Consider the following 20024-nt stretch of genomic DNA (forward strand, 5'->3'; position numbering starts at 1 on the left):
CTTGTTCGCTTGTGGAATCTGAAGGATGATACGGGGCTTGAGTATCAGGCAGTTACTGCTTAAAGAGCAAAATCTAACCGAAACGAAGGACTAAGGCTTGTTTGCTGGTGGATCTTCGTGTGCTTTAGGGTTATATTTCGTATCTGTGGTGACACTTCACTTTGAAGTGAAATTATGTGTCGGGATGTGCTAAAGCATATCAGTAATTAGCTTTGTCTCTGAAAATTTCATGGTTGGCCACACCGTTAAGTGGCCGGGGCTGGTTCTAAAAAATTATTTGGAGCCAGAAAAGGAAAAACCCCGATAATCTTCTCTTCACTTTGGCCGGCGAGGAAAGATTAACGGGGCTATCACAACAACCTTCAGGTATTCTGCTACCTGAAGGGGAGTATAACTAATGCCCGGAAAAACTCAACACATTCCGTATATGCTCTTTCTGCGCAGAATAAGCGCAGGAGGACATGTCTGATAGCCTAAAACTTTCATGCTCTCCTGCGGGCATACCAAAGCAAACCCCCTGCTATAACGTTGCTTCGCGCAAACGCCGCCGCTTTCTGAGCCGGTGGATACGCACACTCGCAACAACTGCCGGTCGTCAGAAAATCAGAAATGAATTTCGACGCAGAATCAGGCTGTCACGCTATTGGGTCAATGAGGCAAACCAGTTTGGGCTGGATGCGCTTTGTGAGTTGGCCTTAGCTATTCTGGACGATCTCGATTTGCGGGATTGGCAGACCAGACACAATCTTGAAACGCTGGCCGAACGGGCTGGACTCATAACACGTAGTGATACGGGTCGTAAGCAGACTTCAAGAGCAAGCCGGGGTTGCGATCGCCTTCAATGGCTTAATCTGATCATTACCGAAAAAGCCCCTTTTAATCCTTACGATGCACGCTGTGCCTGTAAAAATATTGAGGTGACAGAAGATTTTTTTGCTGCACTGGGCATACCGCTTAAGCAAGTTTACAGAGAACGTGCGCGTTTACTGGAAGCCCCGCCAGAAGAAGTCATTGCCTCATGGGACGCTCGTCTGATCTCGATCCGGGTGGCAAACTGGAAGCGTAAAGCTGAAGCCGGGTTAGCCCGGATGAAAGCAAAGCGTGAAACCGCCCGCCAACGCAAGTTAGATTATTACTCTCCTCCAACCCTTGCCTGATAGCCTCACCTACCGCCTTAGCTGGCGGTGATTCCGCACGCCCTTTGCTAGCTGGTATCATTTTAACCGCAATCTGGCGGCAGAGCTGCCAGAGGTAGCCCCCCAAGCGCCACAGTCATAATTCAAATTTTTTCACTATCTTCTTGCCCACCCTAAACAACCTAAGCTACTAAAAAATATGGGTTCATAGAGTTGCCGGAATCCAACTGCAGCAGCTGGCCAGCACCGCCGGCTGCTCGTTCTACATCAATATTTTTGGCTATGCATTTTTCTTCTCCGCGCATAAGCCAGGTATTCCCTGTGCGTAAGTTACATGCAAGTGCAAGCGAAGCCGTGCAAATACTCTGTTGGTTTCTCTTTTAAAAAAACTTAAAAGAGAAACCAATATTAAAAACATTACTGTTATCCCCTTTAGTAAGTGGATAACTGAACAGCCTGCGGCGCAAGCGCCTATGAAATAGCACCCCATGTTCCACATGGGGCAATGGGAATGGTGTAACTAAGCCTCTAAGGCCAACACCGCTATCGCGCCGTTCGCCTAAGACCCCGGAAATCACGCACGTAACGTCGCTACGCGCCGTTTCGCCCGCTCACCGGGGCAAAGGGCTTAGATAAGCAAATTAGTCGCCTGTAAGGCCGTATGGCTTAGCAAAGGAAAGGGCTAAAAAGGAGCCGGGACACAAGCAGCAGAACTGCCGCATCTGGTCGGAAATATCGCCCCAGCATCCCTATATTAGAAAATGTGCCTTTTGAGATTCAGAATAGAACTTTCTGAAATAAATAACGTGAGTTTTCGTTCCGCTGAGAATAATACCCCAAACTGACCAAAACACGCACTTCGATAAAAAATCGACGCCAAATATGAATCTTGCTCGCATTAACAAATCAGCAACATAAAACAGGGCTGTTTCCGACCAGGATAATCGATCCTTTTACCGTGTTGGAAGCATTCCGGCTGCGAGTGCCGGTCGGGTGATGCGCGTTACATACAATATGTTAAATAGAGTACGTACTGAATGAATATTAGCCCTTGCGCTATGATAGCCTTTAGGCTAATGTTCGTTTCAGGGAGGGACGCCAATTGTTTGATGTTATTTACCACGACGAAGCGGAAGCAGAGTTAAAAAGTTTGCCCGTGGCCATCCGCGTGAAGTTCGACAAGCTGGTCACAAAACTGGAAGCCGATCCCCGACTGTTACGGGAGCCGCACACGAAGTCGTTAGGCGGTGGTCTTTTCGAAGTGCGAACAATGGGCGGAGATATATCGCGGGGGCTGTGGGTTTATCAGGCGGGCCAAAAAATCTATATGCTGAGGATTTTCATTAAAAAGTCGCCGAAAACGCCCCCCGCCGAAATCGAAACAGCCTGGCAGCGACTGGAGGAAATGAAACGTGAAGTACAGAACACATAAAGAGATCCATGCCGAAATGATGCGCGATGATAAATATCGCGCCGCATACGAAGCCGAAGAACGGAAAGAGCGCCTACAGGCGCTTTTGCTGGAGTGGCGCAAACATGCCGGACTGACGAGCGCACAAGTCGCCGAGCGCATGGGGGTTAAGCCGCCTACTGTGTCCCGGATGGAAAAAAATATAACGTCGGCCAGTGTCGACACGGTCGCCCGCTACGCCAAAGCGTGCGGAGTCGAGTCTGCGATGCTCTATTTTTAAGCCAGCAAAGCCCGCGATTAGCAGGCTTTTTTATGTCCGGCAAGCCCCCACTTGACCGCTTTCCCTTTTCAGTAATACTGTTTAAATACACAGTATTTTTTAAACAGGGGAATCATGGGACGCGACGTCAATTATCAGGTGGTTTACAGGGGCGAACGGCTGGAGAGTTACCAGCCTGGGGGTTGGGTGTTTTTTCAGCGTAGCCGAGAGAGTGGCGGCGGCTACTGGTTTGGCCGCACGTACGATTACTGTTTCATGCTGGAGTTTGATCGCCCTGTCTCACTTGCTGAGGGAATAAGGTACACGCTCACTGCTGACAGAGTCGCCATAACCGCGCACCTGTTCGATGACGATTTTGAGCTGACATAAAAAAGCCCGCTAATTGCGGGCTTTTGCTGCTTCAAATAAATTTGCGGTTCGTAGACCTTTTGTTGATAACAATATGCTTATCTTTACCGGGCTAATAAGCTTATTACAAGATAAAAGGAACGATTGTGAACGGACTATATAAACTTATATTACTTTTTTCGCTATCGACAGTATCTATATTTTCCCATTCAGCCACAAATAAAGAACAAAAAGAATTATCAACTACCATCGTCAACTTAATCGATAGTGCAGCACGTAAGGACGGTAATTTGTCTAGCGCTTTTTCGATTATATGCCCTAAAAATTCTTTCGATGGAACAATCGTTTTAAATCATGTGGGATATGACTTGAATACAAAATTCAATGGAACCCTATTAATAAATAAACCCGAATCTATTTATAATGGTGAGTTGACCTCTTTAATTCCAGAGGTCACGAACGAAGACGATTTTTTCTCTGATAAAGACTTCATTGCAATAGGTGAAACTTTCACCTTTTCAATGCCTAAGGGACATATCTATATTTCCGTATGGAAAAGCGGAAAAATTACGGTACAGTCCCAAATTTTAGGAGAGGATGAATCACCAAAGATAAAGTGCAAATTAGGTATGGTCGATTGATTAACAACATGCTTGCATAAACACTTGGATATTATTTATATCGTAACTAAAAGCCCACTTAGTGGGCTTCGTGTCCGGTCACAATCAACTGTGATTACGTTTGTATTCCATGAAACTATTTTCAAGTAGCTGTTTCATAGACAGGTTGTTCATTGATGCGAACGATTTATATTCTGTAAAAAACTCAGGATCAACATTGAAATTCATGGCTTTTCCGCCTTTCGATTCTCTGGCCCCTCTGCTGGTGGCCTGCACTGCTGATGCTGTTTGTTCGATGGTTGGTGCAGTGCGTGGTGGTCTTTTAGGTGATGCCATGATTACTTGTCCTCTGTAATGCTTTCGAAACGTGAAATGATGCCCTGGATCACACGATCTGCTTTCTCTCGTGGCCCTTTGTACTGACATTCGGTAATAGTTCTTCCCACATCCTGAGCTGTGCTAAGGGCTTTCTGGTGGGGGATGTAGCCATCAATCACAAAATAGGGTGTTGTACTGAAATATGCGCGTGCGTCTTCGTTATCTCGCTCACGTTCTGCACTGGATCTTGCTTCCGCTACCCCTGAAAACACGATTGCTATTTTCTCTGGTTGAACGCCCGCTACAACCAGTGAGTTTGCCGTTTCGGCGGTACTTTCCATATCATCAATAGAAAAGCGGGTAGGCAGTACAACCATGTCAGCCAGTTCTGCGACTTCAATTGACGACTTTGACGCGAAAGCCGGGCAGTCAAGAATGACGATGTCCCATGAACCGTTTTTAACTTCTTTCGCGGCCATTGATACTGCACCGAAGGACTGAACGGGCACAGATGGTAAAAAACCTGCTTCTTCACGCCGCTTAGCCCATTTTCTGATAGTGGCCTGGCCTAGTTCTAAATCGGCACCCAGCACACGCCAATCAGCCGCAGCATATGCAACGCCAAGTGCGCGGGCGATTGTTGATTTAGTCACCCCGCCCTTGCCTCCAATTAGAGCTATGGATAGCGTCATTAAGATTCCCTCCTGATAAATAATTAAAGAATTAACGTTTTGAGGGAGTTTACATCACCTCGCAAAACCAGTAAATAATTATTTAATTAAAGATTGGGCGGTTGCCCGCCCTTCGCCTGGACACTATCCGACGCATTCCCTGAACTCATTCAGAAAAGAGAGGATGTCAGCATTAATGCTTCTTAAGCTATTGATATGAATATCACTTTTGTCTTCTGCGTACTGATTCAGAATCGCATTTATGGCTACGTTTAGGTTGGCTATTTTGAGAAGAAAAGATAAGGTAGTTGCATCATCAAGCAAAGATAAAGCCTCATATGCTGTCGTGAGGCTGGCTATCTTTTCGTGTTGAACCACAGTCAAGGTAAACGCTGATGGTAGTAAATTTTGTAGAGTATGAGCGTCGTTAAGAAAGCAATCTAGTGCATCACAGTAGGCTTCGATTGCATCGATATTAACGATAACCTGATAAAGGTTTTCTTCCATTTTCCACCTCATAGAGATTACATATCGGTGATATGCTTCACCCTTGAGGAGCAAACTCATTACTTATACCCATCTGACAAGACTGATTACTTTTCCGATTATGAAAACTGTACATGTATTATCTGAAATAAATACTTCGGGAGAGTGAGTATTGTTATTCGAATAAACATGAAAACCTTCTTGTCCTATATCTCTGCGTGCCCATCTAACTATTGGTTTCTGGGCAGCATCGGAGAAACAAAAAAAATCAGCCTTGACTGATATATTTTTATCGCCGGTATTAACTAAAACTTCATCCCCTTCTCTAATATCGGGAAATAAGTAATCATCTGTAACCTTAATTAATTTTGTCAGAGCAGGAGAGGCCCCGTGAGCTTCGATGTGCTTTGCAGAAAACATCACCGAATCAACCTCTAATGGCGGTCTGCCGGGTACAACTGGATTTATCAGGCTGTAGCAGTAATTTTCAGCACCCTCATTTATGTCAGAAAGAGTGCTAAGCCAAACGGCAGAGCACTCTAAAGCTTTTGCAAGAACTTTGAGTGTGTCAAGCGAAGGTTGGCGGATCCCCGATTCATAGTTCTGGATAGAGGATGGAGCCAAATTAACTAACAAAGATAAATCTTTGATTGTTATGCCCTTTTGTTGTCTCGCCGCTTTAATTCTTTTCCCTATGATTTCTGGCGTTTGGATTGTCATTTAGTTAACCGTGAAATGTTCGCATTTTGGGTGGCAAATTTTATCCTAGCTGTGAAAAAAAACCGCTACAAATTGAATTAACTACTTCAATTTGAGTTGACACACAATATGAATTTTCTGTAACTTCGTTATGTGTTGTTAATTCGAGGTGTGGTTATGAAGATCAGTCTCCAGCAATGGGTTGAAAGCGAAAGATCAATAGCATCTGCGGCGAGAAAACTGGGTGTCAATGCCACCACATTATCTGCTTATTGCCGTGGTGATCGTTATCCAAGAGCAGATATGATGATGACTTTGTTAGAAAAACTTAGCGATGAAGTGGATTTTCATCTGTTGTTAAGCAAGCGAGCTGAGAAAAGCAAGGCACGGGTTCTCTGTAAACGCCGTCAGCGCAATAACATTCTTGTCAACAATCTATCTAAGCTAAAAAAAATATTTGAAGAGCAGACTCTTCGCTTTGAAGTTGACGAAAAGCAGACTGAATTAATTTTGTGCCGCTGGAAAACTACGAATGTCACAGTTGGAGAAGTTCGTAGCGCCCTCGAAAAACTCTCTTCACTGGGTAAAAACCCGTCCGATATAAATCTCATTCACGAAACCATTGCAGTAACCCGCCGTGAAAATCTGAGGGCTTTAGCGTCATGATGATTTTAGCCTTTATGGGTAGCGACTTACCTGCGCAAAACTCACTGATTGCGCTAATGGAACGTGCCATCAAACCTGACTACCGTTTGCACAAAATCACCTTTTCATCCCGTAAAGAAGGCGCATCGCTGAACACGATACGCACGGCGACGGCTGCTGGTGCCGGGCCTGAACTGCTTACTGTATTTACTGGCATTGTTCGGGAGGAAGAAATAGCGCTGTTAAGGGCGCGGGGCGCGTTTTTCTGTGTGCTTCCTGGCGTTCTGCCCAGAGTGCTGTTGTCTGGCCGTGTTGGAATCGACGATCAGTTTATTTTTGTCACGTCGAGTCCGGGCAAATGCGGAACGGAAGCAAAGAGAAAGATGTATTGCACGCCGGAGGAGGCTTTCTCACGTTGTTTAGTTGCGGAGATGAGACGTAACGGGAGACTTCGCCATGCAGCAGCTTGTTAAGGGGGCGGTACGTTTCTGCCAGATGCCTCGATTCTGGCAATTCCTTACCTGCACAGGTGACACCGTAACTAATGAGGCAGAAGCTGCTATAGCCCTTCGCCGCCGTTGCGGTATAGCTTCACGCAGTGAGCTGAACACCAATCAAGAGGCGCAGAGCCGTTATACCGATTTAATTTTTCAGTTTAACCGCTACTGCATTCGTCACAAATGAACGGAAGAACGCCAACTAAGGCAGAGCGACTTTATATAAGTGCCTGCGTATCAGAAGTGGGCTGCGTGGCCTGTCGTCTTGATGGGCGCGATATTGAAAACCCGGCTGTATGGACTGAGTTTCATCATGATCCCGACTATGGCAGCACAGACCGAAACGCACACTTTCGGGGTTTTGGTCTATGTGCTGTCCATCATCGCGGCGTTATTCCTGGTGCCTGCCGTTCGGCGTCAGATGTAGCTGTTCGCCATCCCATTCTGAGTAATGGCCCACGCTTCAGTGAGCGCTACGGTGATGATGCTTTTCTGTGTGCTTATGCATGGGAGCAGATACCCGATCACATTAAAGAGGAGATAGGTTTTGACCTCTCAATTAGCGACAACCCGCCCGACACTGAGTTACACGAAATTCAAAGCGCCAACTGCTAACAAATACCGCAATAAGCGTTGTGAGCTGGACGGCTTCAGATTCGACAGCATGAAGGAGTGTAATTACTACGTACAGCTAAAGCGTCAGGTCATGGCAGGCGATGTGGTGACATTTCTCCGTCAGACCCCTTTTCACCTGCCCGGTGGCGTTAAGTATGTAGCCGACTTCCTTGTTTTTTATGCCTCTGGAGAGGTGGCTGTAATCGACGTTAAAGGTGTGAGAACTACCGAATATAAAACGAAGAAAAAGCTGGTGGAGTTTCATTACCCGGTCGTAATTACGGAGGTTTAACCGTGAACCGCCGCGATCTGGATCAGTTGCTGGAGCTTTGGGCCAGATGGGCGATTGCTGGTTACAGCTATGGATATGGAAGTAGTTTCGCTTCGATTTTAGAAATGATGATGGTGACGCACTGCCAGTTTTCAGGCGGTGGCGGCGCACCTAATGACGCGGTAGAAACCAGCGTCGAGGGGGCGGTAGCGCTTCTGAAGATTCAGGATGAGTTATCAGCCGGGGTTTTGCGTGTTGAGTATGGCGTTAAGCGGTTCAGGAGCAATCCTCAGACACAGTTGGGTAAGTCTGCTGCGATGGGGATTCCGCTAATCCGTTACCGGCGCAAGCTGGAGAAGGCGCGGCGGTTCGTTGCTGAATATCTTGCTAAGCGGCTGGGGATTCTGTGTGAATATTGAATTATTTAATTCTTTATTATGTAGGGCGAAATTTATCGCCGTATGCGTAGGCGGCACCCTATTCATCTTCATTCTGACATTTTTTGTCGCCTTTGCTGTTGCGATATCCGGCTCATAGCTAGCGAGCCGTTAAATAATTAAATAATTATTTAAAAGGAATAATGTTATGACCAATGTAAATCACGAAACGGGGCTATGCCCTGAAAGGCATGAGGTACAGGTAATGGCCGCAGCGGCCATTGAGCGGCTTATCAACGACTGTCGTTGCAACAATAACGATGATGTTTTGTCAGTGCTGGGCGTTTTGCTGAATACCGGCGTTGCAGCGGTTGAATCTGTTAAATCCGGGCAGGAGGTGATTGTGTCGCCTGTTGTGCGGCAACCAGAGGAGAAGCAGTCAGACAGCCTCAACAATGAAATGCTGGTGGCTGAGCTGACCATGTGGATTAAACGTCTTTCTTTCTCGATGAGGAATAACGCGAACCCACCCGGCGTGATGATGGCGAACGACGCCATGAACTACCTGAAGCGGCAGAAGCTAATCAGCATAAACGATGCGATTCGGTAATAAATATTTAATTCTTTAATTAAAGGTGATGATGATGGATAACAACGACCGCGAGTTACGTTATGGATCAAACGTTGAATGGTTTTTGCACGAAATATCAGCCGTGGAAATGAGCGACATTGATTCCGGGGAATTTGAAATTTATGGGGAGGATGAAGCAGGCCGCGAAGCCTCCTCGTATATCGATATTACCGAGCTGGCCGCTGATGCTTTACAGATTATAGTGAATCTTCGCAAGCAGCGGGACGCTTACGCGGCTGTAACCAAAACAGCAGAAAGCAGAGAGAAGCTAACCGCCATTCGGGCTGAAGGTATTCATTTTGCAGCTAACCGTATACTGGCAGCATGGAAATCGGGTTTTATCAAAGCTACGCCCTCAGAAGTTGCTGATGTTTCCGGGGCGGTTCTGTCAGCGCTTGAATTTCTGCCCAATGCCACTGCCGAAGAACTCACACGCGACTATGCCGATAAAGCCCGTGCTGATATTGCTGCAATGTATGAACAGCCCCACGATGCCAGGGCAAACCCGCATGTGGCGGTTGAAGCGCCAGAAGTCGAGATTACTGGCAGGCTTGCAGAGGATGCGGAGTGATGACTGTTAAAACCCATACAGGAACTGTAATCACGCGAGACGGTGAAAAGTGCGTCAAGCTGCACCAAAGCGCCACAACGTGGGTGGTTAGCGGCAAAGAGTATTACTACAAAGAGGCTGGCCGCCGCGGTGGTATAGCCGGAACTCGCGCACGCCTGCTGCTGGAAAGTGTCTCACCTATCACCATTACTGAAATGGTTAAGGATGGTAAGTGATGGCTATCAAATCACCAAAGCGCATGGCCGATTGGGTAGGTTCGCGCGTGAAGACGCTATACGCAATGGAAAACGGCTACGCAAAAATGCCAGCGGGTTCAGTGGCTGTGGTCACCGGTGTTAGTCGTGGTTTCAACTTGGAGTTTGCCCCTTGTAGCTGTTGCAGCATGACAGTCAAAGTCAGCCGCGTACGCCCTGAGCATCTGGAAATTATAGAGTTGAAATCAGCAGAACGCGTGGAGGGTGACCGGTGAACGCAGAAGAGAAGCAGGCGCTGATTCAGTTCCTCAAATTTTTGGTGGCGGGTAGTGCTGGGCAGCATAGGCAGATTTATGAAATCGCACTCGCCGCCCTGACTGCGAAGCCAATCGGATATATCGATCCAGCAACGCTGAAAGAATATCGCGGCAAGCGTGCAGGTGGAAGCTGGTCAGCCGAACCAAAGTCAGGTGAGTACAACCAGACACTGCCGATATTCACCACGCCGCCGATTGCAGCGCCAGAGCAGCCGCACCACAACGGCATGATGATGCTATCTCAGAAACTGGCAGCAGCAGAGGCGAAGTTGGCAGAATTTGAGAAGCAAGAGCCAGTTGGCAACTTTTACGAGGACGGCCCGGGTAACTGGTGGCAGATAGGCCCGCACGACAAAGTGCCACACGTCACACCTCTATTCGACCGCCCCGCGCCCGCCGTTAGCTTGGCGGAGCTGGTGCCGGGTGAAGTGACTCGCGGCAATGAGGATGTTTTCGATGTGGGATTTGCCAACGGTTTTAACGCCTGCCGCGCCTCCATCCTGCGCAACATTGCAGAAGCGCAACGCCTGAATGCTAACACGCGGCCATGAGCATTTAATTATTTAAATATTTATTTGATCGCCGTGTCGCTTGGGGGGGTGATGTTAACTAACAAACAGATTAATGCCTTAAGAATCATGATAAGTCTTGATGAGCTGGACGTTTGTACAGCCCATGATTTGTCTGAAGCTACCGGCATTTCTATTAGCTATATAGAGCAGATTATTCGGTGTCTGCGCAGTGCGGGATTAATCGAATCACTTCGCGGCCCTGGTGGTGGATACATGCCCGCACGAAGCCTGGCGAGGATTTCTGTTGCTGATACGCTTGCCTGCCTGTCTTCAAACAAAGCCCCGCAGCTGGTGGTTAATGCTTTGAATGGCGTTACGTTGCGCGATTTGAAGAATGCCGGATAAGCGATGCCAACTAAGTCTGAGTTGCAGGAGGAGAACAGCCGCCTTAAGCGAGAAGTAAGCGCTATGGGGGCGCAACTCTCACGAATGGAAAGGGAGTTGTCCGGCAAGCTGTTACCAGAGGAGTTACCGTCAGAGACAATCCCGGCGATGATTCGTGGACTGATGCGCGAGTATAAATTACCGTGGGAATGTTTCTGGTGTGACCGGCACCGTCGCTGGTATGTACTTCTGGATAGTGCCTTTCCGTACTACTGGGAAGGTTGTGAGTGTCCGTCCTGCATGACGAACGGCGATCCGTTTGGTGGGTGTTGATAGGAGAGATAATCATGTTGATGGTTAAAGTTGCTGCTGGTCTTGTTGGTGTGCTGGCTCTGATTGCGTTGCTGGTTCTCGTTGTTAAGCGCTTTAACTACTGAGGCTGATATGAGTGCTGATCGCAAAGCCTGCCAGCGGGAGCGGGACAGGAAAGCCGGTGTTAAGCGCTATGAGCTTCGTCTTGATGCTGCTGAAATTGATATGCTGAGTCAGCTTGCAGCAGCCCGAAGGCCGGGGCGTAGTGCCTATACGCCGTCAGAGTATATTGGTTTACTGCTTCGTCAGGATTTTGTGCGTTATCAGGAGCAACTATTGCTGGTGGGGCATTGCAGGAAGTGCGGAGATAAAGCGCCAGTTACGGAATGCATTTGTGAAGGCGATTCTGATTGCTGGCGCACTTATGGCCCGCTGACACTGGCGCTATCGCTTTAGTTATTTAATTAAATAATTAAAGATCAGTCTGTGGGCGCAATGCCTGCTTTCCTTATTTCATTGTCTATATCGAAATCTGTCAGTGGCTGATTCGTAGCAATCAGGTAGCGTTTCCCGTCCAGCCCCTGATGCTCATGAACTTTATAGGTTACTGCGGGTGGTATTACCGTCATGGCTTCAGATACAGGGGCACAGAAGGGTGGCAAAGACCGAATAGCTTCTCTGGAGCGCAAAGTTAAAGTTTCCCTTCTTTCCCCGTTGTAGATTTCGCCGTGATTAGCACCGCCTAATACCAGGTAATCGACGTGGTTAACTTTCATTATTGTAGCCTCTCGCTCAATTGTGACCGGACACGGAAATGAACCTGTTGCCCGAATCGCTCCATTTTGAATTAACCGCTTCAATTCGGATTAAATAGGAAATCTTTCTTTAATTCAAATTGAAGCGATGTATGGGTTAATTATTTTGATATTTATCAAAATATAAGCGCCGGGCTTTTCAATAGGCGATTTTTCGTTTGAATTAGGTGAGCTTTTACTTTAGTGTTTTTATTAACGTGACGAAGTCGCGCCCAGAGTGAAGGGCGTTTGTCCGCGACCTGATTCCTCACAGCTTCTATGAAAGCCCGTACTTACTCAGTGCGGGCTTTTTATTTGGAATGGGCGAGCTAGTTACAACATTCTTAAAGACTTATTTTATTCAAAACCCGATCCGTAGATGTTGGCGTGTGCCACGCCTCAACGGAAACCTTTACGTGCGCCGGTTGAGCCATGACCCACGCCAACATCTACGTATCGGCTAAAGCCTCGCCTTGCAGCGGGGCTTTTTACTGTGGAGATATGCAGTGTTTGGACTATTTAAGGCGTTCAGGTTATGGCTGTGCGTATCACTCATTGGGCTGGTGGCTGGGTTATGTGTGCTGGTGGTTATTTTTCACAGCAGAGCAACGGCGGCTGAATCCAGGTCTAGTCAACTGCAAAGTGACAATGACCTTCAGTCTAGGGTGATTGCTCAGCGGGCATTAACCTTCCAGCGATTTAATGAGATAGCCGCAGCGACAGAGCGCCAGACGCAAACAACCACTATGGAGAGTGAAAAACGTGTTGTCATATACCGTGAAAAGCTGGTCAGGGTTAAGGCTGCTGATGAGCTTATTGATAATTCTGTTGCTTGCGGGTTGCTCGACTACGCGAAGCGTTTACGTGCCGCAGCAGTGCGAGGAACTTCCGAAAACGCTAACGAGTCTGGTAATCGCACCGTTACCGCCTGCAAACTGACATACCGTCAGGCAGTGCTTTGGATAGACCCGCTATTGAGTGCGCTGGATGAAGCGAACGGCAAGCTGTACGCTATCCAGCAGGCAGAAAAAACACGACTCAGTAAATAAATCTTTAATTAAAGGTGTGCTGTGATTAAGAACTATGAAGCAGTCAGTCAGTATCCAGATGCGCAGGCGCGAATTTCTGAGCTTCGGACTTCAATGCTCGAAGACCTGGAAAGGGCAGAGAAGGCGATTGCAGACATACGCTTTTATCACCATCAATCTGTAACAGACAGCGCCATGAACGAAATCAAATTATTACTTACCAATGCACTTAAATCGCATGATGAAGTAGTGGGATGGCTTGCGACTGTTAATGAGCGAGCTGATAAGAAAGAAGGTTGATATGTGCTGCTTATGACCAAAAGTGACAAGTTTTTAAATAAATATTTAATTATTTAAGGGGTGTTATGAACAAGAATTATGACGCAATTGGCCGTTACACTGAGGCAAGCCAAAATATTACTGAACTCTGCAAGTCAGGGAATGCAATCCGAAGCCGTCTCTGGGATCAATTTTCAGAAATGACCTTTTATGGCGCTTCCGGCCCTGAGAATATAACTCCAGGATCCGTTGAGGTGTTTAAGAAGGAACTGGATGCAATTCTGGATATTGCCTTAGAGGTGGATAAGCAAACAAATATTATGAAAGAGCTGGTGGAGGCTGAGCCATACCTTAAAGGGCTTGAGTCGAAACGGGCTTCATATAGCCGATAGCCATCATTAACCGAAAGAATGCCGCTTAATTGCGGTTTTTTTGTGCCCTGAAAAAGGGATAACCCGTGAGTTTTATCAGAAGGCTGTTAAGCCTGTTCATCAAACCCAAAGAGGACAAACCAATGTCATTAACCTCAACCTTACAGAAAAGCGCTTTAAAGGCGCTGCGTTCTGATGCTGTTGTGTCGCTTCTTGTGAGCAAAGTCTATACCGGCGTAACGCCAGATGATGCCGCCGCTGCTGCAAATGAAGTTCTGACGCATATCACGCTGCACAATGCTGATGCAGTTCAGGCTGCCTGCGGTGACTACTTCGCACCATTACAGGCAGCAGCTACTGCCGAAGAGACCGATCTTGTTCAAACACTGGCCGCGCAGATTGTGGAAGAAGACCAGAAAGCGGCAAAAGCGATTGTTCAAAAGTACGTAGACAATCTGCAATACAAGCATTCCGAAGATAACGGGCAGGATCAGGCCGCCGCTGCTGATGTAAATGAGCCAGTGCCTGACGTTCAGGCTTAAAATCAGAAATAACAAATTAAATAAATATTTAAAAGCCCGCGCATGTGGGCTTTTTCATTTCTGGAGTAATTAATGTGGCCGAACCCGTTACCGGCGCTGGCGCGACTACGGCAGCAGTAACCGGCATAACCCTTGTTAGTTTGTTCGGCCCGCTTGACGGCCCGACTGTCATTGGCGCGTTTGCCGGTGCTGCAATTTTTGTTGCGTCAGCCAGTGATTTCAAAATCTGGTGGCGTCTTTTCCTCGGTGCGCTGTCCTTCGCTATTGGGCTGGTGGCCGCACCGTTTACTGCAAGCCTGATTGAAGCAGTAACACCGCATAACACAGCAGTGGATATGCCCATCGGGGCGCTGGTGGCTTCGGCGGCAGTTGTCCGAATCCTGATGGCAATCAGCAGCAAAGATGGCCCGTCGATGTTATCCAGATTTCGCGGGGGTGGCTGATGAATTTCCTGAATGGCTTCATGAGTTTCATTAGTGATCCGATTGGATGGATCGGACAGCACTACGAATGGTTGATGTTGAATACCAACGCCATTATCTGTGCCATCACATCTATGCGGCTGCTGACGTTCCGGCGCGGCAAAGCAAAACATAACCGCTTAATGGGCTGGCTGGCCTGGTTGCTCGCCGTAGCTACTGCTTCGGTCACTATCCGGGTGTTGACCGGCGAATACTTTTACACCGACTGGACAGAGGTTCTGATAAACCTCCTGCTGTGCATGGCCATCTGGCGTGCGCGGGGCAATGTCGGTCATCTGGTGAAGGGGAATAAAAGTGAACGTGAGTCAAACTGGCCTCGACCTGATTAAGCAGTTCGAAGGATTGCGGACTGAAGCGTATCTCTGCCCGGCTGGCGTATGGACGATTGGTTACGGCCACACTGCTCGCGTAAAGGAGGGCGACACCTGCACAGCCGCACAGGCCGAAGCCTGGCTAATAACTGACGTGGTGGATGCAGAAAACGCAGTAAAAAGTCTGGTGAAAGTTGAGCTAAACCAGCATCAGTTTGACGCGCTGGTGAGCTTCACCTTCAACCTGGGCAGGGGCAATCTGGCCTCGTCTACGCTGCTGACCCGGCTGAACGCGGGCAGCTTTACTGCCGCTGCTGACCAGTTCGGGCGCTGGGTATTTGCCAAAAACGTTTTGCAGCCTGGACTGGTCAAACGCCGCGCTGCTGAAAAAGCGCTGTTTCTTCTTCACTAAATAAGAGTGTGCTTATGCCCCCAAGAATCAAAAAGGCTTGTCGTGTGCGAGGTTGCCGATTTGTCACTGTCGATCCTTCCGGCTACTGCGATAAGCACGTTGGGCAGGGATGGAAAAACTATTCTAAAGGCCAGAGCGCCACTGAGCGAGGCTATGGCGCAGAGTGGCGCAAGCTACGTAATCAGGTGGTGAGGCGTGACAAAGGGCTGTGCCAGCAGTGTAAGCGAGAAGGTATTTATCGCCCCGGCTCAAGTGTTGACCATGTGATTGCTAAAGCGCACGGTGGAACGGATGCGCTAAGCAATCTCGAATGCATCTGCACGGATCACCATCGCGCCAAAACGGCCAGAGAACGCCTCAAATGATGATAGGTCATGACTATCAAAGATGGTGCGTGCGGCTCCGAGACTGGGTAGGGGGGTATAAAAATCACCAGGACCAAAGCCCTAATTGACTGCCCGCCCCAACGATTTTTTGCACCCGCGAAATTAAAAAATTCAGGAAATGCCCATGACCGGGAAATCTACAGTGCCTGGAAGGGGGAGAAAGCCTAAGCCAACGGCCAAAAAGGCACTTGCTGGCAATCCCGGCAAACGTGCGCTGAATAAAGATGAACCCAGCTTCACGCCCGTAACAAAAGCTGAGCCGCCAGAGTGGTTTGATGATGTTCAGCGCCAGATGTGGGACACAGTGATGAAAGAGTTATGCACTGCTGGGGTGCTCTGTGTGACTGATCTACATAATGTTGTGCTCTTTTGCACTGCATTCAGAAACTGGCATGAGGCCCAAAAAGAAGTGGTGCTGTATGGGATCACTGTTGCTTCTGAAAGTGGGCCAAAGAAGAACCCTGCGTTGACGGCGGCCAATGAAGCTATGCGGCAAATTGTCACGTTCGGTAGTCTGCTGGGGCTTGATCCTTCAAGTCGCCAGCGTCTTATTGGCCCAAGTGCCAAAAAGACAGATAACCCCTTTATCAAGATGATTAACTCATGAGTCGTAAAACTTACCCTAGCGTCAATGCCGCGAATCAGTATGCCCGCGATGTGGTCAGGGGGAAGATTCCGGCTTGTAGCTATGTCATTCAGGCTTGCCAGCGCCATATTGACGATTTGGCCGTCGAGAAGAGTAAAAAATTTCGGTTTCGGTTTGATAAAGACCGTGCCGAAAAGGCGGCGAAGTTTATCCAGCTATTGCCTCACACAAAGGGTGAGTGGGCGTTTAAGCGTATGCCTATAACGCTTGAACCCTGGCAATTGTTCATCGTCTGCTGTGCTTTTGGTTGGGTTCATAAAGGATCCAAATTGCGCCGCTTCCGTGAAGTTTATACCGAGATTCCACGGAAAAACGGTAAATCAGCCATATCAGCTGGGGTAGCGCTGTTTTGCTTTACATGCGATTCAGAATTTGGCGCTGAGGTTTACTCTGGCGCAACGACCGAAAAGCAGGCATGGGAGGTTTTCCGCCCCGCCCGAATAATGTGTAAACGTACCCCGATGCTGGTTGAGGCATTCGGAATAGAAGTCAATGCCTCAAACTTAAACCGGCCTGAAGATGGCGCTCGTTTTGAGCCATTGATAGGCAATCCTGGCGATGGCTCCTCGCCTCACTGCGCCATCGTCGATGAGTACCATGAGCACCAGACCGATGCGCTCTATACCACAATGCTTACTGGTATGGGGGCGCGTCGTCAGCCTCTGATGTGGGCTATCACTACAGCGGGCTTCAATATCGAAGGCCCGTGTTATGACAAGCGCCGTGAAGTAATTGAAATGCTAAGCGGCTCTGTGCCGAACGATGAGCTTTTTGGCGTGATTTATACGATAGATGAGGGCGATGATTGGACTTCTCCGGCAGTGCTGGCGAAAGCCAATCCCAATATGGGCGTATCGGTTTATCGTGATTTCCTCCTGAGCCAGCAACAGCGAGCAATAAACAATGCCCGGCAGGCCAGCATTTTTAAGACGAAACATCTTAATGTGTGGGTTGCTGCAAGGGCTGCTTATTACAACCTTATTAGCTGGCAAAAATGCGAGGACAAAACCCTTACTCTTGAGATGTTTGAGGGACAACCCTGCATTCTTTCTTTTGACCTTGCGCGGAAACTCGATCTCAACAGCATGGCGCGGTTGTTTACGCGAGAAATTGACGGGAAGCGTCATTTCTACAGTGTCTCGCCTAAGTTTTGGGTGCCGTATGACACGGTTTACAGTACTGAAAAAAATGAGGACAGGCGAACAGCTGAACGATTTCAGAAGTGGGTAGAAATGGGGCTGCTGACCGTCACTGACGGCGCGGAGGTGGATTATCGGTATATCCTGGAAGAGGCCAAAGCGGCCAATCGGCTAAACCCGGTTACAGAGTCCCCCATCGATCCGTCTGGTGCTACAGGATTATCCCACGATCTGGAGGATGAAGGGCTTAATCCCATTACCATCATCCAGAATTACACCAGTATGTCGGATCCCATGAAGGAGCTGGAAGCGGCTATAGAATCCGGGCGATTTCACCATGACGGAAATCCAATACTGAGCTGGTGTATCAGTAATGTTGTAGGCAAAACACTTCCCGGAAATGATGACGTTGTTCGACCCATCAAAGAGCAGTCAGAAAACAAGATTGACGGAGCTGTAGCGCTAATAATGGCGATTGGACGCGCCATATTGCATGAACCTACCGATTTTCTCGCAAATCTCGATCCTGATGAGGATTTACTTTTTTTATGAAACTACACGATTACCTGGGGCTTGTTGGCTTTGGAATGCTCATTGCTGCGGCTTATCTTCGCTGGGGGATTGTTGCTGGCCTTGCTGTTGCTGGTTCAGGAATGCTGATTACTGGTCTGGCGCTGGCGCGTAAAAGGGGGCAATGATGCTTCTGGATGCCTTTTTTAGATCCGATGCTGATATAAACAGCGGCCCCGGCTCACTTGAAAACCCTAATGTGCCGTTGAACGGCGAGACCATAGATGCGGTAAGCGGCCTACTCAGTGGCGTTTATGTATCTCCTGAAACAGCGATGAAACTTGCTGCTGTTTATGCGTGTATTTATGTCCTCTCGTCGAGTATTGCGCAGATGCCGGTGCGCGTCCTTCGTAAGACCGGCAGGAATATAGAGGCAGCAACAGATCACCCGGCCTTTTATCTTATTCACGATGAACCCAACGCCTGGGAAACGTCCTACAAATGGCGGGAGCTTAAACAGCGTCATATCCTGGGCTGGGGAAACGGTTATACCGAAGTCATACGAAGCAGGCGGGGCGAAGTTACCCAGTTGGCTCATCGGATGCCGTGGGAAACCTCGCTTGTTCGCAACGGTACGCGGTATGTGTACGGGGTTTATACGGAGGATGGTTCCTGGGCTGTGCAAATGGATGACATGATCCACATCCGGGCATTAGGAAATGATTACAAGTATGGACTTTCTCCGATCATGCAGCATGCGCAGACAATTGGATTAGGTCTTTCTGGGCAGGCATATACGGAAAGTTTCTTTAATGGTAATGCGCGGCCAGCAGGGATAGTGACAGTAAAAAATGAGATTAAAGATGCGTCCTGGAACCGTTTAAAATCGGTCTGGAAGCAGGCCGCCGCCGCACTCAAAGGCCAGGAGAATAAGACGCTTTTACTTCCTGCAGATCTTGATTATAAGGCCCTGACAGTATCACCCGTTGACGCTCAGTTAATCGATATGATGAAGCTTAATCGGTCCATTATCGCCGGGATTTTTAACGTGCCGGCACACATGATTAATGACCTTGAAGCGGCTACGTACTCCAATATCTCCGAACAGTCTATTCAGTTCGTCAGGTTTTCAGTCATGCCCTGGGTAGTTAACTGGGAGCAGGAGCTAAATCGCCGAATATTTACTCGTCAGGAGCGGGCCGCAGGCTACTACGTAAAATTCAATCTGGCTGGTTTGCTACGTGGTACGCCGAAAGAACGTGCCGCTTTGTACCACTACGCGATTACTGATGGCTGGATGAGTCGAAATGAGGTGCGCGTTTTTGAAGACCTGAACCCTTGTGATGGTCTCGATGAAATGCTCATTAGTGTAAATGCGGCCACGCCTTCTGGGGCTGTAGCTAAAGATGTTGAAAAGGAGTTGGGTTTAAATGAGTGATATTGAAAAACGTAGCTACGGAGGGGAAATCAGGGCTGCACAGGATGATGGCGAGCCGACGAGAATTGTCGGGTATGGTTCTGTTTTTGACACTCTTTCTGAGGTGATCTTTGGGTTCAGGGAAATCATAAAGCCTGGCGCTTTCGATAATGTCTTAGGTGACGATGTTCGGGCGTTATTTAACCACGACCCTAACTTTATCCTGGGGAGAAGTGCTGCGGGAACGCTGGCTCTTTCTGTAGATGATAAGGGGCTGCGCTATGAAATTACCGCCCCTGAAACACAGACGATTCGGGATCTGGTAATCGCACCCATGCAGCGTGGAGATATTAGCCAAAGTTCGTTTGCATTTCGCATCGCTCGTGATGGCGATGACTGGTATCAGGACGAC

Annotated in this window: 37 protein-coding genes; 32 read left to right on the forward strand and 5 right to left on the reverse strand. The window is 48.2% G+C overall.

All coding sequences use genetic code 11. The annotated features are described in order from the left end of the window. Positions 1-461: 461 nt before the first annotated feature. The 5 genes from F3I44_RS22445 (at position 462) to F3I44_RS22465 (ending at position 3816) form a co-directional block, all read left to right on the forward strand. Positions 462-1157, forward strand: coding sequence for a RepA protein (locus F3I44_RS22445; protein WP_190285989.1), 696 nt, complete (start codon positions 462-464; stop codon positions 1155-1157). 1081 nt (positions 1158-2238) lie between these two features. Next, positions 2239-2568, forward strand: coding sequence for a type II toxin-antitoxin system RelE/ParE family toxin (locus tag F3I44_RS22450; protein ID WP_150015709.1), 330 nt, complete (start codon positions 2239-2241; stop codon positions 2566-2568). Then, on the forward strand, positions 2549-2827 hold the full coding sequence (locus F3I44_RS22455) for a helix-turn-helix transcriptional regulator (protein WP_150015710.1): 279 nt from the start codon (positions 2549-2551) through the stop codon (positions 2825-2827). The genes F3I44_RS22450 and F3I44_RS22455 overlap by 20 nt, the downstream gene beginning before the upstream one ends. 114 nt (positions 2828-2941) lie before the next feature. Continuing rightward, positions 2942-3196: a hypothetical protein gene (locus tag F3I44_RS22460; RefSeq protein WP_150015711.1), complete on the forward strand. Its 255-nt coding sequence runs from the start codon at positions 2942-2944 to the stop codon at positions 3194-3196. A gap of 125 nt (positions 3197-3321) precedes the next feature. Further along, entirely contained in the window at positions 3322-3816 is a 495-nt protein-coding gene (locus F3I44_RS22465) for a hypothetical protein (RefSeq protein ID WP_150015712.1), read from the forward strand. An 84-nt stretch (positions 3817-3900) separates the two neighbouring features. Here F3I44_RS22465 and F3I44_RS22470 read toward each other — a convergent pair whose 3' ends face one another. The 4 genes from F3I44_RS22470 to F3I44_RS22485 form a co-directional block, all read right to left on the reverse strand. Further along, positions 3901-4131: a hypothetical protein gene (locus F3I44_RS22470; RefSeq protein WP_150015713.1), complete on the reverse strand. Its 231-nt coding sequence runs from the start codon at positions 4129-4131 to the stop codon at positions 3901-3903. Positions 4132-4133: 2 nt separating this feature from the next. Further along, on the reverse strand, positions 4134-4805 hold the full coding sequence (locus tag F3I44_RS22475; protein ID WP_150015714.1) for a ParA family protein: 672 nt from the start codon (positions 4803-4805) through the stop codon (positions 4134-4136). Between the two features lie 123 nt (positions 4806-4928). Continuing rightward, positions 4929-5291 (reverse strand): hypothetical protein, encoded by a 363-nt coding sequence (locus tag F3I44_RS22480; protein WP_150015715.1) that lies wholly within the window; start codon positions 5289-5291, stop codon positions 4929-4931. A 63-nt stretch (positions 5292-5354) separates the two neighbouring features. Beyond that, positions 5355-5990 (reverse strand): helix-turn-helix transcriptional regulator, encoded by a 636-nt coding sequence (locus F3I44_RS22485; RefSeq protein WP_150015716.1) that lies wholly within the window; start codon positions 5988-5990, stop codon positions 5355-5357. Positions 5991-6146: 156 nt separating this feature from the next. Here F3I44_RS22485 and F3I44_RS22490 point away from each other — a divergent pair, with 156 nt between their 5' ends. From F3I44_RS22490 to F3I44_RS22555, 14 genes are all read left to right on the forward strand, one after another. Continuing rightward, positions 6147-6635 carry a helix-turn-helix transcriptional regulator gene (locus F3I44_RS22490; RefSeq protein WP_150015717.1) on the forward strand — a complete coding sequence of 163 codons (489 nt, stop codon included), beginning with the start codon at positions 6147-6149 and terminating at the stop codon, positions 6633-6635. Then, positions 6632-7087 (forward strand): hypothetical protein, encoded by a 456-nt coding sequence (locus F3I44_RS22495; RefSeq protein WP_150015718.1) that lies wholly within the window; start codon positions 6632-6634, stop codon positions 7085-7087. Before F3I44_RS22490 ends, F3I44_RS22495 begins: the two co-directional genes overlap by 4 nt. Continuing rightward, a complete protein-coding gene (locus F3I44_RS22500) occupies positions 7071-7298 on the forward strand; it encodes a hypothetical protein (RefSeq protein ID WP_150015719.1) in 228 nt (75 codons plus the stop codon). The genes F3I44_RS22495 and F3I44_RS22500 overlap by 17 nt, the downstream gene beginning before the upstream one ends. After that, positions 7295-7726, forward strand: coding sequence for a Ref family recombination enhancement nuclease (locus F3I44_RS22505; RefSeq protein ID WP_150015720.1), 432 nt, complete (start codon positions 7295-7297; stop codon positions 7724-7726). Before F3I44_RS22500 ends, F3I44_RS22505 begins: the two co-directional genes overlap by 4 nt. Further along, positions 7659-8018: a DUF1064 domain-containing protein gene (locus tag F3I44_RS22510; RefSeq protein ID WP_223811733.1), complete on the forward strand. Its 360-nt coding sequence runs from the start codon at positions 7659-7661 to the stop codon at positions 8016-8018. The genes F3I44_RS22505 and F3I44_RS22510 overlap by 68 nt, the downstream gene beginning before the upstream one ends. Positions 8019-8020: 2 nt before the next feature. Then, positions 8021-8416 carry a hypothetical protein gene (locus F3I44_RS22515; RefSeq protein WP_150015721.1) on the forward strand — a complete coding sequence of 132 codons (396 nt, stop codon included), beginning with the start codon at positions 8021-8023 and terminating at the stop codon, positions 8414-8416. Positions 8417-8582: 166 nt separating this feature from the next. Then, positions 8583-8984, forward strand: coding sequence for a hypothetical protein (locus F3I44_RS22520; protein ID WP_150015722.1), 402 nt, complete (start codon positions 8583-8585; stop codon positions 8982-8984). A 28-nt stretch (positions 8985-9012) separates the two neighbouring features. Next, complete coding sequence (locus F3I44_RS22525) at positions 9013-9576, forward strand: hypothetical protein (RefSeq protein WP_150015723.1); 564 nt, start codon at positions 9013-9015, stop codon at positions 9574-9576. Next, entirely contained in the window at positions 9573-9791 is a 219-nt protein-coding gene (locus F3I44_RS22530; RefSeq protein ID WP_150015724.1) for a hypothetical protein, read from the forward strand. Before F3I44_RS22525 ends, F3I44_RS22530 begins: the two co-directional genes overlap by 4 nt. Then, on the forward strand, positions 9791-10045 hold the full coding sequence (locus tag F3I44_RS22535; RefSeq protein WP_150015725.1) for a hypothetical protein: 255 nt from the start codon (positions 9791-9793) through the stop codon (positions 10043-10045). Before F3I44_RS22530 ends, F3I44_RS22535 begins: the two co-directional genes overlap by 1 nt. Further along, positions 10042-10638 (forward strand): hypothetical protein, encoded by a 597-nt coding sequence (locus tag F3I44_RS22540; RefSeq protein ID WP_150015726.1) that lies wholly within the window; start codon positions 10042-10044, stop codon positions 10636-10638. The genes F3I44_RS22535 and F3I44_RS22540 overlap by 4 nt, the downstream gene beginning before the upstream one ends. 51 nt (positions 10639-10689) lie before the next feature. Further along, positions 10690-11004: an Rrf2 family transcriptional regulator gene (locus tag F3I44_RS22545; protein ID WP_150015727.1), complete on the forward strand. Its 315-nt coding sequence runs from the start codon at positions 10690-10692 to the stop codon at positions 11002-11004. Positions 11005-11007: 3 nt separating this feature from the next. After that, on the forward strand, positions 11008-11316 hold the full coding sequence (locus F3I44_RS22550; protein WP_150015728.1) for an antitoxin PHD: 309 nt from the start codon (positions 11008-11010) through the stop codon (positions 11314-11316). A 111-nt stretch (positions 11317-11427) separates the two neighbouring features. Continuing rightward, entirely contained in the window at positions 11428-11751 is a 324-nt protein-coding gene (locus F3I44_RS22555) for a hypothetical protein (RefSeq protein WP_150015729.1), read from the forward strand. Positions 11752-11774: 23 nt separating this feature from the next. Here the strand turns inward: F3I44_RS22555 and F3I44_RS22560 are convergent, their stop codons facing one another. Beyond that, positions 11775-12071 (reverse strand): hypothetical protein, encoded by a 297-nt coding sequence (locus tag F3I44_RS22560; RefSeq protein WP_150015730.1) that lies wholly within the window; start codon positions 12069-12071, stop codon positions 11775-11777. Positions 12072-12595: 524 nt separating this feature from the next. Between F3I44_RS22560 and F3I44_RS22565 the strand changes: the two genes are divergently transcribed. From F3I44_RS22565 to F3I44_RS22620, 13 genes are all read left to right on the forward strand, one after another. Beyond that, on the forward strand, positions 12596-13138 hold the full coding sequence (locus F3I44_RS22565) for a hypothetical protein (protein ID WP_150015731.1): 543 nt from the start codon (positions 12596-12598) through the stop codon (positions 13136-13138). A gap of 21 nt (positions 13139-13159) precedes the next feature. Continuing rightward, positions 13160-13417: a hypothetical protein gene (locus F3I44_RS22570; protein WP_150015732.1), complete on the forward strand. Its 258-nt coding sequence runs from the start codon at positions 13160-13162 to the stop codon at positions 13415-13417. Between the two features lie 65 nt (positions 13418-13482). Continuing rightward, positions 13483-13788, forward strand: a complete 306-nt coding sequence (locus tag F3I44_RS22575; RefSeq protein WP_150015733.1) for a hypothetical protein — start codon at positions 13483-13485, stop codon at positions 13786-13788. A 65-nt stretch (positions 13789-13853) separates the two neighbouring features. Continuing rightward, entirely contained in the window at positions 13854-14309 is a 456-nt protein-coding gene (locus F3I44_RS22580) for a hypothetical protein (protein ID WP_150015734.1), read from the forward strand. A gap of 74 nt (positions 14310-14383) precedes the next feature. Further along, positions 14384-14752, forward strand: coding sequence for a putative holin (locus F3I44_RS22585; protein WP_190285990.1), 369 nt, complete (start codon positions 14384-14386; stop codon positions 14750-14752). Next, positions 14752-15120 (forward strand): phage holin family protein, encoded by a 369-nt coding sequence (locus tag F3I44_RS22590; RefSeq protein ID WP_223811734.1) that lies wholly within the window; start codon positions 14752-14754, stop codon positions 15118-15120. Before F3I44_RS22585 ends, F3I44_RS22590 begins: the two co-directional genes overlap by 1 nt. Next, positions 15086-15514 carry a lysozyme gene (locus F3I44_RS22595; protein ID WP_150015736.1) on the forward strand — a complete coding sequence of 143 codons (429 nt, stop codon included), beginning with the start codon at positions 15086-15088 and terminating at the stop codon, positions 15512-15514. The genes F3I44_RS22590 and F3I44_RS22595 overlap by 35 nt, the downstream gene beginning before the upstream one ends. A 14-nt stretch (positions 15515-15528) precedes the next feature. Continuing rightward, positions 15529-15879, forward strand: a complete 351-nt coding sequence (locus F3I44_RS22600; RefSeq protein ID WP_150015737.1) for an HNH endonuclease — start codon at positions 15529-15531, stop codon at positions 15877-15879. Positions 15880-16024: 145 nt separating this feature from the next. Further along, positions 16025-16507 carry a phage terminase small subunit P27 family gene (locus F3I44_RS22605; protein ID WP_150015738.1) on the forward strand — a complete coding sequence of 161 codons (483 nt, stop codon included), beginning with the start codon at positions 16025-16027 and terminating at the stop codon, positions 16505-16507. Next, complete coding sequence (locus tag F3I44_RS22610; protein WP_150015739.1) at positions 16504-18237, forward strand: terminase large subunit; 1734 nt, start codon at positions 16504-16506, stop codon at positions 18235-18237. The genes F3I44_RS22605 and F3I44_RS22610 overlap by 4 nt, the downstream gene beginning before the upstream one ends. Next, the gene (locus tag F3I44_RS23825) at positions 18234-18383 is read left to right on the forward strand and encodes a hypothetical protein (protein ID WP_190285991.1); all 150 of its coding nucleotides are present in this window, start codon (positions 18234-18236) and stop codon (positions 18381-18383) included. The genes F3I44_RS22610 and F3I44_RS23825 overlap by 4 nt, the downstream gene beginning before the upstream one ends. Beyond that, positions 18383-19633 carry a phage portal protein gene (locus F3I44_RS22615; RefSeq protein ID WP_150015760.1) on the forward strand — a complete coding sequence of 417 codons (1251 nt, stop codon included), beginning with the start codon at positions 18383-18385 and terminating at the stop codon, positions 19631-19633. The genes F3I44_RS23825 and F3I44_RS22615 overlap by 1 nt, the downstream gene beginning before the upstream one ends. Further along, positions 19626-20024 (forward strand): HK97 family phage prohead protease (locus F3I44_RS22620; RefSeq protein WP_150019646.1); only part of this gene is annotated, 399 nt, incomplete at its 3' end. The genes F3I44_RS22615 and F3I44_RS22620, both read left to right, overlap by 8 nt.

The sequence above is a fragment of the Pantoea sp. F_5 genome (assembly GCF_008631595.1).
GTDB lineage: Bacteria > Pseudomonadota > Gammaproteobacteria > Enterobacterales > Enterobacteriaceae > Pantoea > Pantoea gossypiicola.